General features: G+C 69.2%; 14 protein-coding genes. 8 read left to right on the top strand and 6 right to left on the bottom strand.

Going from position 1 to position 11325, the window contains the following annotated elements:
* The first annotated feature begins 161 nt into the window (after window positions 1–161).
* Together VV867_RS25530 and VV867_RS25525 are read left to right on the top strand one after the other, a co-directional pair.
* Window positions 162–1064, top strand: a complete 903-nt coding sequence (locus VV867_RS25530) for a DMT family transporter (RefSeq protein WP_109936511.1) — start codon at window positions 162–164, stop codon at window positions 1062–1064.
* A gap of 19 nt (window positions 1065–1083) precedes the next feature.
* A complete protein-coding gene (locus VV867_RS25525; RefSeq protein ID WP_328567906.1) occupies window positions 1084–2181 on the top strand; it encodes a PLP-dependent cysteine synthase family protein in 1098 nt (365 codons plus the stop codon).
* A 9-nt stretch (window positions 2182–2190) separates the two neighbouring features.
* Here the strand turns inward: VV867_RS25525 and VV867_RS25520 are convergent, their stop codons facing one another.
* Window positions 2191–2859 (bottom strand): COG3650 family protein, encoded by a 669-nt coding sequence (locus VV867_RS25520; protein ID WP_328567905.1) that lies wholly within the window; start codon window positions 2857–2859, stop codon window positions 2191–2193.
* Between the two features lie 97 nt (window positions 2860–2956).
* Here VV867_RS25520 and VV867_RS25515 point away from each other — a divergent pair, with 97 nt between their 5' ends.
* Entirely contained in the window at window positions 2957–3355 is a 399-nt protein-coding gene (locus VV867_RS25515; RefSeq protein ID WP_328567904.1) for a DUF488 domain-containing protein, read from the top strand.
* Window positions 3356–3810: 455 nt separating this feature from the next.
* Here VV867_RS25515 and VV867_RS25510 read toward each other — a convergent pair whose 3' ends face one another.
* Window positions 3811–4410 (bottom strand): short chain dehydrogenase, encoded by a 600-nt coding sequence (locus VV867_RS25510; protein ID WP_328567903.1) that lies wholly within the window; start codon window positions 4408–4410, stop codon window positions 3811–3813.
* Window positions 4411–4512: 102 nt separating this feature from the next.
* On the opposite strand from VV867_RS25510, the gene VV867_RS25505 reads away from it, so the two are divergent.
* From VV867_RS25505 to VV867_RS25495, 3 genes are all read left to right on the top strand, one after another.
* Window positions 4513–5427, top strand: a complete 915-nt coding sequence (locus VV867_RS25505; protein WP_328567902.1) for a LysR family transcriptional regulator — start codon at window positions 4513–4515, stop codon at window positions 5425–5427.
* Between the two features lie 125 nt (window positions 5428–5552).
* Entirely contained in the window at window positions 5553–6035 is a 483-nt protein-coding gene (locus VV867_RS25500; RefSeq protein ID WP_275627389.1) for a glycine zipper 2TM domain-containing protein, read from the top strand.
* A 9-nt stretch (window positions 6036–6044) separates the two neighbouring features.
* A complete protein-coding gene (locus VV867_RS25495) occupies window positions 6045–6503 on the top strand; it encodes a sn-glycerol-3-phosphate transporter (protein ID WP_109936517.1) in 459 nt (152 codons plus the stop codon).
* A gap of 13 nt (window positions 6504–6516) precedes the next feature.
* On the opposite strand, the gene VV867_RS25490 is transcribed toward VV867_RS25495, so the two are convergent.
* Both VV867_RS25490 and VV867_RS25485 read right to left on the bottom strand, forming a co-directional pair.
* Window positions 6517–7839 (bottom strand): aspartate aminotransferase family protein, encoded by a 1323-nt coding sequence (locus VV867_RS25490; protein ID WP_328567901.1) that lies wholly within the window; start codon window positions 7837–7839, stop codon window positions 6517–6519.
* Window positions 7836–8900, bottom strand: a complete 1065-nt coding sequence (locus tag VV867_RS25485; protein WP_328567900.1) for a phosphotransferase — start codon at window positions 8898–8900, stop codon at window positions 7836–7838. Before VV867_RS25485 ends, VV867_RS25490 begins: the two co-directional genes overlap by 4 nt.
* A 146-nt stretch (window positions 8901–9046) precedes the next feature.
* Between VV867_RS25485 and VV867_RS25480 the strand changes: the two genes are divergently transcribed.
* Together VV867_RS25480 and VV867_RS25475 are read left to right on the top strand one after the other, a co-directional pair.
* Window positions 9047–9781, top strand: coding sequence for an SDR family NAD(P)-dependent oxidoreductase (locus tag VV867_RS25480; RefSeq protein ID WP_089394399.1), 735 nt, complete (start codon window positions 9047–9049; stop codon window positions 9779–9781).
* 62 nt (window positions 9782–9843) lie between these two features.
* Entirely contained in the window at window positions 9844–10539 is a 696-nt protein-coding gene (locus VV867_RS25475) for a GntR family transcriptional regulator (protein ID WP_328567899.1), read from the top strand.
* A gap of 53 nt (window positions 10540–10592) precedes the next feature.
* Here the strand turns inward: VV867_RS25475 and VV867_RS25470 are convergent, their stop codons facing one another.
* Together VV867_RS25470 and VV867_RS25465 are read right to left on the bottom strand one after the other, a co-directional pair.
* Window positions 10593–10979 (bottom strand): type II toxin-antitoxin system VapC family toxin, encoded by a 387-nt coding sequence (locus VV867_RS25470; protein WP_328567898.1) that lies wholly within the window; start codon window positions 10977–10979, stop codon window positions 10593–10595.
* Window positions 10976–11221: a type II toxin-antitoxin system Phd/YefM family antitoxin gene (locus VV867_RS25465; protein ID WP_328567897.1), complete on the bottom strand. Its 246-nt coding sequence runs from the start codon at window positions 11219–11221 to the stop codon at window positions 10976–10978. Before VV867_RS25465 ends, VV867_RS25470 begins: the two co-directional genes overlap by 4 nt.
* Window positions 11222–11325: the final 104 nt, after the last annotated feature.

Genomic DNA, 11325 nt, shown 5'->3' with positions numbered 1-11325 from the left:
CCCGAGCACCGAGGCCGAGGGCAACGGCGGATAACGCCGTAGGCGTTATGCGCCCTACGAAGAGCCTTGGCGGGGCCATTACAGTTTTCCCCCGGCGCTGTGCCTGTCGGCCACCCGCGGCGCGCTTCTATACTGCGGGGATTCATTTCTCGGAGCGTCCCGTGCAGCAGTCCCGGCCCTTCGCCCTGGCATGCCTGGTCCTGGCCATGGCGCTGTGGGGCAGTTCCTTCATCGCCCTGAAGCTGGCCTTCGCCGAATGGCCGGCGATGTGGGTGATCTTCGCCCGCATGGCCATCGGCAGCCTGATCTTCCTCGCCGCCTGGCGTTGGCGCGGGCGCATGGAGTACCGGCGCGGCGACTGGAAGTACCTGGTGGGCCTGGCGGTGTGCGAGCCGTGCCTGTACTTCGTCTGCGAATCTTTCGCCCTGCAGTACACCAGCGCCGCCCAGGCCGGGATGATCACCGCGCTGCTGCCGTTGCTGGTGGCGGTCGGCGCCTTCCTCCTGCTGCACGAGCGGGTGGCGCGCAACACCTGGGCCGGCTTCGCCCTGGCGGTGCTCGGCGCGCTCTGGCTGACCCTCGCCGGCGAGCCCGACCAGCACGCGCCGCAGCCGCTGCTGGGCAACTTCTTCGAGCTGCTGGCGATGGTCTGCGCCACCGGCTACACGCTGCTGCTCAAGCACCTGTCGGCGCGCTACTCGCCGTTCATCCTGACCGCCATGCAGGCCTTCATCGGCTCGGTCTTCTTCCTGCCGCTGGCGGCCGTCGGCTCGGGCCTGCCGCCGGCGCCCAGCGGCCAGGGGCTGTTCGCCCTGGTGTACCTGGGCAGCGTGGTCACCGTCGGCGCCTACGGCCTGTACAACTTCGGCGTCAGCCGGCTGCCGGCGAGCCAGGCCACCGGCTTCATCAACCTGATCCCGGTGTTCACCCTGGTGTTCGCCTGGCTGCTGCTGGGCGAGCGCCTAAACGGCCAGCAACTGCTGGCCACCGCCCTGGTGTTCGCCGGCGTCGCCCTCAGCCAGTGGCGCAGCGCCACGCCCGCGCCCGCCGGGGTGCTCGACTGACCGAACGAGGAAACGCCCCATGTCCATCGACATCCGCGACTGGACCCGCGAAGCCATCCGCATCATCGAGGCGGACTTCCAGCGCAGCGCCGACACCCACCTGATCCCCCTGGAGGCGCCGGGCCTGCCCGGTGTCGACCTGTACTTCAAGGACGAGTCCAGCCACCCCACCGGCAGCCTCAAGCACCGCCTGGCGCGCTCGCTGTTCCTCTATGCGCTGTGCAACGGCTGGCTGAAGCCGGGGGCGCCGGTGATCGAGGCCTCCAGCGGCTCCACGGCGATTTCCGAAGCCTATTTCGCGCGCCTGCTAGGGCTGCCCTTCATCGCCGTGGTGCCGGCCAGCACCTCGAAGGAGAAGATCGCCCAGATCGCCTTCTACGGCGGCCGCAGCCACCTGGTGGACGACCCCACGCAGATCTACGCCGAATCCGAGCGCCTGGCCCGCGAGAGCGGCGGCCACTTCATGGACCAGTTCACCTACGCCGAGCGCGCCACCGACTGGCGGGCGAACAACAACATCGCCGAATCGATCTTCCAGCAGCTGCGCCACGAGCGCTTCCCCGAGCCGGCCTGGCTGGTCTCCAGCCCCGGCACCGGCGGCACCCTGGCCACCCTCGGGCGCTTCGCCCGCTACCGCCGGCACCAGACCCGCGTGCTCTGCGCCGACGCCGAGCGCTCGGTGTTCTTCGACGCCTACCGCACCGGCGACCGCAGCCTGACCCTGGACTGCGGCTCGCGCATCGAGGGCATCGGCCGGCCGCGGGTGGAGGCTTCTTTCCTGCCGGCGGTGCTCGACGCCATGGTCAAGGTGCCCGATGCCTGGTCGCTGGCGGCCATGCATTACCTGGCGCAGCGCCTGGGGCGGCGCGTCGGCGGCTCCAGCGGGACCAACCTGGTGGGCGCGCTGCTGGCGGCGCAGGGCATGATCGCGCGCGGCGAATCCGGCTCGGTGGTGGCGATCCTCTGCGACGGCGGCGAACGCTATGCCACCAGCTACTACGACCCGCTGTGGCTGATCCAGCAGGGCTTCCAGCTGGAGCCGCTGATCGACGCGGTGCGCGCCTGCGTGGAGCAGGGCAGCGCACTGCCCGAGGCGCTGCCGACGCTGGGGTTGTGACGGGCCGGCCTACTCCTGGTAGGCGGCGCCGGGGTAGGCGCAGCCGCGCATGACCTTGTCGTCCAGGCGCAGCTCGGCGGTGAGGCTGCTCACCGCGCCGCTCATGTCGTTGACGCAGCGTGCCGGGGCTACCCACAGCTCGAGTTTCTCGCCGTTGGCCTCGGTGGAGTAGCTGCTGCTGCCGCCGGGCACGCTTTCCACCACGTAGGGCAGCACCTGGTCCGCCTGGCCCGGGCGCTGCAGCAGCAGGCCCTGGGCGTTGACCATCACGCTCCAGCCCGGCTCGTTGCCGCCGGCCTGGACGATGGTCTGGCGGAAGTTGGGGTCGTCGCAGCCATGGCCCTCGTTCTGCAGGCGGTACAGCGAGCGCACCTCGAACTTGCCGTCGGTGTTGCTGGCCTGGCCGCCGGAGTAGGCGCCGCGCGCATCGATGAACAGCTTGCCGGCGCCATCGGCGAACAGGTCGCGGGACTCGCGGGCCACGGCGCTGTCGGGGCCGTCCACCAGGTTGAACTGGCGCTGCTCGTTGCACGGCCGCAGCACCAGGCCGCCGTCCTGGTGGGTGATCTCGCCCTGGACCCGCGTCGGCGCATCCTGGCGGGTGGGCTCGGGCTTCCACACCTGGCAGGCGGCGAACAGGGGTAGCAGGGCATAAAGGAAGAGGCGGGCTGGACGCATGAGGTAGGGCTCCCGGAAAAATGCGCCCACGTTACCGAGCCGGGGGCACCCGCTCAAGGGCTACAGTGGTAGGGACTGTCGCAAAAGGAGGCATCCGATGATTCGTTACAAGCGGGCCTACGAGGCCCCGGCCGCGGAAGACGGCTACCGGGTACTGGTGGACCGGCTCTGGCCGCGGGGCATCAGCAAGGAGGAATTGCACCTGGACGAATGGCTCAAGGCGGTGGCGCCGTCCAACGAACTGCGCCAGCGCTTCCACCACGATCCCAGCCTGTTCGACGAATTCCGCCGCGCCTACCACGCCGAGCTGGCGGCGCACCCGGAGCACTGGTGGAAGCTGCTGGGCATCGCCGGCAAGGGCGACCTGACGCTGCTCTACGCGGCGAAGGACACCGAGCACAACAACGCGCTGGTGCTGGCGGAGTTCCTCGAGGACGAGATGGAAAGGGTGGGGGAGGGGAGTTCGCCGGTTTGCTATGCGGGGAAGAAGGAGTGAGGGTGTGTGGGCTTCTTGCAGGAGCGAGGGGGACGCCTAGTTCTTGCTCGCGAATGGAGTTCTACCGGGTAGCATCGATGCGCACTCTCAAGAGCGCCCTCTCCCTAACCCTCTTCCTGAAGGGAGAGGGGACCGTTGGGCAGGGCTGGATGTTCTGGCGTTAGCCGGCAACACCGCAGATTTCCAGCTGAAACCATTCCTTTTCTCAGCACGGACAAGCCCCCTCTCCCTGAAGGGAGAGGGGGCCGTTGGGTAGGGCTGGATGTTCTGGTGTTAGCCGGCAACACCGCAGGTTTCCAGCTGAAACCATTCCTTTTCTCGGCACGGACAAGCCCCCTCTCCCTTCAGGGAGAGGGCTGGGGAGAGGGGGCGGCGTGATCCCGAAACACCGTAGTCACCGGGTAACTCCATTCGCGAGCAAGCTCGCTCCTACGAAAAGCCAGCCGCCCCTACACTCACCAAACCTTGTAAACCCGCCCCGTCTCCGCCCCTTCCACACTCCGCGCGAAGCCCAGCGCCGCGTCCACCGCCGGCACCGGCTTGAAGCCGCGGAAGAAGGGCCCGTAGCCCTCCATGGACTCCACCAGCACGTTCGGGCTCACCGCGTTGATCCGCTGCCCGCGGGGCAGTTCGATGGCGGCGCTGCGCACGAAGCCTTCCACCGCCGCGTTGACCATCGTGGCCGAGCTGCCCTGGCGGATCGGCTCCTCGCTGAGGATGCCGGTGGTCAGGGTGAAGGAGGCACCGTCGTTGGCGTAGCGGCTGCCGATCAGCACCAGGTTGACCTGGCCCATCAGCTTGTCGCGCAGGCCGACGGCGTACTCGGCTTCGCCCATCTCGGCGAGTGGGCCGAAGTGCACCTTGCCGGCGGCGCTGACCAGGGCGTCGAAGGGGCCGACCTGCTCGAACAGGGCGCGGATCGAGGCGCTGTCGGTGATGTCCACGCGCAGGTCGCCGCTACTGCGGCCGACGCGGACGATCTCATGGCGCTGGCCCAGTTCGCTGGCCACGGCCTGGCCGAGGGTACCGCTGGCGCCGACGAGGATGATCTTCATGCTGACTCCGGGAACGGGTGGGTGACGGAGCCAGTCTAGGGACGTATTTTGTTTGGATAACCAGGCCAATCGGCAACCTTCCGTTTTCGTGGGGAAACAATCATGGGCGAGCTGGAAGACCTCTCGGCTTTCGCCGTGCTGCTGGAATGCGGCAGCTTCACCCGCGCCGCCGAGCGTTTGGGGTGCAGCAAGGGGCAGTTGTCCAAGCGCATCAGCGCCCTGGAGCAGGCCCTGGGCGTGACCCTGCTGCACCGCACCACGAGGCGCCTGGCGCTGACCGCCGCCGGCCAGGCCCTGCTGCCCGAGGCCCAGGCGCTCAACGCCCAGGCGGCGCGGGCGCGGCAGGCGGTGGCGCGGCTGCAGGAGGAGGCGCGCGGCACGGTGCGCATGAGCGTGCCGGTGTCCCTGGGCGAGACTTTCTTCGATGCCTGGCTGGTGGAGTTCTCCCGCAGCCACCCGGGCATCCGCCTGGAGCTGGACCTGGCCAACGAGCGCCGCGACCTGGTGGCCGAGGGCTTCGACCTGGCGATCCGCTCTGGCCTCGCCGGCGACGAACGCCTGGTGGCGCGCCCGCTGTTCGCCCTGCAGGAGCTGACCTGCGCTACGCCGGGCTATCTCGCCGCCCACGGCGAGCCGAGCAGCCCGGCCGAGCTGGCGCGGCACAACTGCCTGCTCAACACCCACTACCCGGACCCCGACCAGTGGCTGTACCAGCGCGAGCACGAGCTGTTCCGCGTGGAGGTCGGTGGTGGGCTGGCGAGCAACCACTACACCCTGCTGAAGAAGGCCGCGCTGGCCGGCGTCGGTATCGCCCGGCTGCCGTCCTACATGCTCCAGGACGAGTTGGCCGACGGCCGCCTGCGCTGGCTGCTGTGCGACTACCAGACGCGCAGCACGCCGGTGTTCCTGGTGCATCCGTACCAGGGTGGGTTGCCACGGCGCACGCAGCTGCTGGTGGACTACCTGCTGGCCTGGTTCGAGCGCGCGCGCCAGCGCCTGCTGCGCTTGCAGGGCTGAAACCGGCGCCGTTCAGCTTCGTTCAGTTTCGTTCAGCGAAGGTTCAGATGGGGTTCAGGAGAGGTTCAGGGGGTGGTCGATAGGCTTTGCCCATTCCCTTGGCAACCCTCCGCGAGTGTCCGTCCATGAAAGCTTCGACCCTGAAAAGCCCCCGCTCCCTGCTGCTGGCCGCCTTCGTCGGCAGTGCCCTGGCGCTTTCCGGCTGTGCCTCCGACCTGTCCGGCAGCAGCTATTCCCGCGCCGACGCCCGCGCGGTGCAGACCGTGCGCATGGGCACCGTGGAGTCGCTGCGGGCGGTGCGGATCGAAGGCACCAAGACGCCGATCGGCACCCTGGCCGGCGCCGCCGTCGGCGGCATCGCCGGCAGTGGCATCGGGGGTGGCCGTGGCGCGGCCATCGCCACCATCCTCGGCGGGGTGGCCGGCGGCGCCGCCGGCTCGGCCATCGAGGAGGGCGTCACCCGCACCCAGGGCGTGGAAATCGTGGTCCGCGAGGACGACGGCATCTCCCGCGCCTACGTGCAGGCCGTGGACCCTGCGCAGGTGTTCCGCGTCGGCGACCGCGTGCGCGTCATGAGCGTCAACGGCGCCAGCCGCGTCACGCTCTGAGGCATAGTCATGAGGAAGCCGATCATCGCGCTCGTCGCGCTGCTGCTGGCGCCCCTCGCCTGGGCGGGCGAGGGTGACTCCTGGTACCTGCAGACCAGCGTCATCACCCGGCACTGGAACCACGACCCGGAACACAACAACCACCAGGACCTGGTCGGCCTGGAGCGCAACCGCGCCGATGGCTGGGTGTGGGGCGGGGCGACCTTCCGCAACTCGTTCCGCCAGCGCTCCAACTACGCATACGCTGGCAAGCGCTTCGACCTGGACGGCTCGCCGTTCTACTTCAAGGTCACCGGTGGCGCGCTGCAGGGCTACCACGGCGAGTACCGCGACAAGATCCCGCTGAACCGCTACGGCGTGGCGCCGGCCGTCATTCCCTCGATCGGCGCGCAGGTCGGCCGCTTCGCCAGCGAGTTCGTGGTGCTGGGCAACTCGGCCGGGATGATCAACGTCGGGGTGCACCTGTAGCGGTGCGCCCCGCTCAGCCGGCGACCTCGCCCAGGGCCGCGTCCAGCGTCTCGATCAGCAGGTCGGCGTGCTCCTGCTGGAAGGCCAGCAGCGGGCGGATCTTGAGGATGTTCTCCTGCGGGCCGGCGGCGCTGATCAGCACGCCGCGCTCGCGCATGGCGTTGACCACCCGGCGCGTCTGGGCGGCGGCCGGGGCCTTGGTCGCGCGGTCGGCGACCAGCTCGACGCCGAGGAACAGGCCGGCGCCGCGCACGTCGCCGATCAGCTCGTGGCGCTGGGCCAGGCGCTGGAAGCCTTCGCGCAGGTAGCTGCCGAGCCGTTCCGAGCGTTGCTGCAGGCCTTCGTCGCGGATCACGTCGAGCACCGCCTGGCCGGCGGCGCAGCTCACCGGGTTGCCGCCGAAGGTGTTGAAGTAGCGCACGCTGCGGCCGAAGCTCTCCAGTACCTGCGGGCGCGCCACCACGCCGGCGATGGGCTGGCCGTTGCCCATGGGCTTGCCCAGGGTGACCAGGTCCGGCTGCACGCCATGGCGCTGGAAGCCCCACATGTGCTCGCCGGTGCGGGCGAAGCCGGATTGCACTTCGTCGGCGATGTACAGCAGGCCCTCGGCGCGGGCCACGGCCACGGCTTCGGCGAGGAGGCCCGCGGGGCCGGCGAACACGCCGTCGCTGGCGAAGATGCCGTCCACCAGCAGCGCGGCGGGCTTGATGCCGTGGGCGCGCAGGTCGGCGATGGCGGCGCGCACGTCCTCGGCGAGCAGGCGGGCGACGTTCTCCGCGCCCAGGCGGTAGGCGTCCGGTGCGCGCACGGTGCGCGCATGGGCGGGCAGGGTGATGCCGCTGCCCAGCGCCGGCGAGAGTTCGGAGATGTCGCCGGTGACGCCATGGTAGGCGAAGCGGGTGACGATCACCCCGCTGCCGCCGGTGTGGTGGCGGGCGATGCGCAGGGCCAGGTCGTTGGCCTCGCTGCCGGTGCAGGTGAACATAACCTGGGACAGGTCGGCGGGGAAGGTGCCGAGCAGGTCCTCGGCGTAGTCGAGGATGCCTTCCTGCAGGTAGCGGGTGTGGGTGTTCAGCACCGCCGCCTGGCGGGCGATGGCCTCGACCACCCGCGGGTGGCAGTGACCGACCGAGGCGACGTTGTTGTAGGCGTCCAGGTACTGCCGGCCCTGCTCGTCATAGAGCCACACGCCCTCGCCGCGCACGGTGTGCAGCGGGCGTTCGTAGAACAGCCGGTAGGCCGGGCCGAGCAGGCGCTCGCGGCGCTCGATCAGGCTGCGTTCCTTGTCGCTCAGGCGCTCGGCGTCGGCCGGGCTGTAGCCGTTGGTCATGGTCATGCGGGGGACTCCTCGTGGCAGGCGCGGGCGATGCGCTCGCGCGCCTCGGATCGGGACAGCCCGGCCAGGCCCTGCAGGCTGGCGCGGGCCTGGCGGGCGTTGCGCAGGATGTAGTCACGGTTCTCCGGGTGCAGGCTGGCGCGCCAGGCGGTGATGCCCAGGGTGAGCACCAGGCGGGTGGCCATGAGGTCGCAGAGGATGTCCTGCTCGGCTTCCTGCAGCGGGTTGCGGGCGTGGTAGGCGGCGATGAATTCCAGGGCCGGGGCGAGCACGTCGCCCTCGCTGCCCAACTGGTAGGCGGCGGCCACGCCGAGGTCGTTGACCAGCGGGGCGTGGACCATGTCGCCGAAGTCGAGGATGTTGCGCAGCCGCTCGGGGTGCGCGGCGTCGACTATCACGTTGTGCGGGTTGAGGTCGTTGTGGATCACCTGGGCACGCAGTGTCGGCAGGCGCGGCAGGGCGTGTTCCTCGAAGTTGTCCAGGGCGCGCTCGACCAGCTCGCGCAGGCTGGCTTCCTCGATGTGGCGCAGCAGCGGGCGCAGGCGCTGGGCGTGCTGCAGGTCCCAGAGCAACTCGTGGCCGGAGGCGGGGTGCTGGTAGCCGTGCAGGGCCAGGTCCAGGCGCGCCAGTGCCTCGCCCAGGTTGCGCCGCAGGGCTGGCGAGCGCTGCGGGACGCGGTGCAGCGGCAGGCCTTCGACGAAGGACATCAGCCGCGCCAGCATGCGCTGGCCGTCCACTTCCACCCAGGTCTGGTACTGGCCGTCGAGGGCCGGGTAGACGCGCTGCACTGGCAGGTTCGGGTCGGCCTGCTGCACCCGCAGCAGGGCGCGGTTCTGGAAGTCCACCACCTGCGGGTCCTCCAGCGGGTGGGACAGCTTGAGCAGGCGGCTGGCGCTGTCGTGGGCGCCGACCTGGAAGTTCAGGTCGCGCTCGCCGGCCAGGCGTTGCAGCGGGCCCTGCAGGCCGAAAAGGTCGCGGGCGATGGCCGCGGCCTGTTCCGCGGTGACCTGGGCGGGCGCGGCTTCCAGCAGGGGGTCGTGGGCGAGGGCGGTCAGCGGCATGCGCTTGGACTCCGGTTCTTGTCGTTCTGGGTTGTGCTGGCGGCCATTAGATCACAAATAAAATATGATGCATCATATTTTCAATGTGCATCGTTTGAGCCATGATCCAGCCTACTCCCTCGAGCCCGAAACGGACGGATACCCGCATGAGCGAACCCAGGACCCTGCTGCTCACCGGCGCCAGCCGCGGCATCGGCCACGCCACCGTGAAGCACTTCAATGCCGCCGGCTGGCGGGTGTTCACCGCCTCGCGCCAGGACTGGGTGGCCGAATGCCCCTGGGCCGAGGGGCTGCTCAACCACATCCACCTGGACCTGGAGGACATCGCCAGCGTCGAGGCCACGCTGCCGGCGATCCGCGAGAAGCTCGGCGGGCGCCTGGACGCCCTGGTGAACAACGCCGGCATCTCGCCCAAGGGCCCGGAGGGGCAGCGCATGGGCGTGCTGGAAAGCGACTACGGCACCTGGCTGAAGGTGTTCAACGTCAACCTGTTCTCCACCGCGCTGCTGGCCCGCGGGCTGTTCGAGGAACTGAAGGCGGCCCAGGGCAGCATCATCAACGTCACTTCCATCGCCGGTTCCCGGGTGCACCCCTTCGCCGGCGTGGCCTACGCCTCGTCCAAGGCGGCGCTGGCGGCGCTGACCCGCGAGATGGCCTACGACTTCGGCCGCCATGGCGTGCGGGTGAACGCCATCGCGCCGGGGGAGATCGATACCTCGATCCTGTCCTCGGGCACCGAACTGATCGTCGAGCGCGACATTCCCATGCACCGCCTGGGCAAGCCGGAGGAGGTGGCCTCGCTGATCCACTTCCTCTGCACCCAGGGGGCGTCCTACGTGAACGGCGCGGAGATCCACGTCAACGGCGGCCAGCACGTCTGAGCGGGTGGCTGGCAATTCGCCGGCCAGCACCGCATCATCGCGCCCGGACCCACGAGGAAGCCATGAACTACCCCATCGACGACCTCAACCATGCCTACCTGGGCAGCGGTGTCTACGCGCTGCTGCGCGAGGCGCTGATCACCGGGCGCTTCCAGCCCGACGACCGCCTGCGCATCCGCGACCTGGCGCAGCAACTGGGCACCAGCGTGACGCCGGTGCGCGACGCCATCCTGCAACTGGCCAAGGAGCAGGCGCTGGTGCTCCGCACGCCGCGAGACATCCGCGTGCCGGTGCTGAGCCGCGAGCAGTACCTGGAAATCCGCAGCATCCGCGTGGCCCTGGAGGGCCTGGCCGCCGAGACCGCGGCCGGTCGCGTCACGCCCGAGCAACTGGCGATGCTGGAGAAGAACATCCGCGACAACCTCGCGGCCATCCATGCCGACGACCTGGTGGCAGCGCTCAAGTTCAACCAGGCCTTCCACTTCGCCCTCGCCGAGATCGCCGGCATGCCGCTGCTCAAGGGCTTCCTCGACAGCCTGTGGATGCGCACCGGGCCGCTGATCGCGCGGACCTACGGCAGCTTCAACGAACGCATGGCGGTGGAGCACCACTGGGAAGTGCTGCATGCCTTGCAGAAAGGTGATGGCGCCGCGGCCCGCGCGGCCATCTGCGCCGACCTCACCGATGGCAGCCAGAAGATGCTGGAGTTTCTTGCCCAGCTGGAAGGGGACGAGGCGCGGGCGAGCCAGGTTTCCTGAGCAAAGAAAAACGCCCCCGAAGGGGTCGCTAAAGCAGTGGGTTCGTCCTGCTGTCAGACCTTTCGAACCGGGCCGGGATACTGCGCAACCAGGGCATCGGACGTCAGCAGGGTGATGCCTTCGACCATGGCCTGGGCGACCAGGATGCGGTCGAACGGGTCCTTGTGGATCGGCGGCAGGCTGTCGGTTTCCACTGCATGCCCGCTGCCAATGGGCAGTTCGCCATAGCCGTTGTCCAGCAGGCCCCTGCGCAGGAGCCGTGGGTCCACCTGGAAGTCATTGCGGCCCAGGCCCCGTTTTATGGCTATTTCCCACAGGCTGGCCGGGCTGAAGAACAGCTCGTTCTCCGGCGCCTCGATCAAGGCGCGGGTTTCCCCCGACAGGCGCTCCGGCTCGCTGGCTGCCCACAGCAGCAGATGGGTATCCAGCAGCAGTTTCATGCGTCGTCGCCGAAAAGCTGCTCGATTTCAGCCTGGCCCATGCGGTCGAAATCGTCCGGGACGCTGAATTGGCCGGCCATGAAGCCCAGTCGCTTCGATTGACCCGCGTCCGGCGCGTTCAGCGGAACGACCTTGACCATGGGCTTGCCCGCCTTGGCTATCACGAAGGATTCGCCTTTGGCGGCCTGCTCGACGAGCCGGGACAGATGGGTCTTGGCTTCGTGGATGTTGACGGTTTGCATGGCAGGGCTCGCTGGACTAAGTTCGGTTAGTCTAGTCCAGTGCGAGTTACGCCACAAGTCGGTGTTGAGAGCTGCTGCATCGGCCCCCGCGTGGGTGAGCAGGC

Origin of the sequence: Pseudomonas sp. JH-2, from assembly GCF_036231725.1 — a bacterium.
Lineage (GTDB): Bacteria > Pseudomonadota > Gammaproteobacteria > Pseudomonadales > Pseudomonadaceae > Pseudomonas > Pseudomonas delhiensis.
This window is presented reverse-complemented; position numbering and strand designations above follow the sequence as displayed.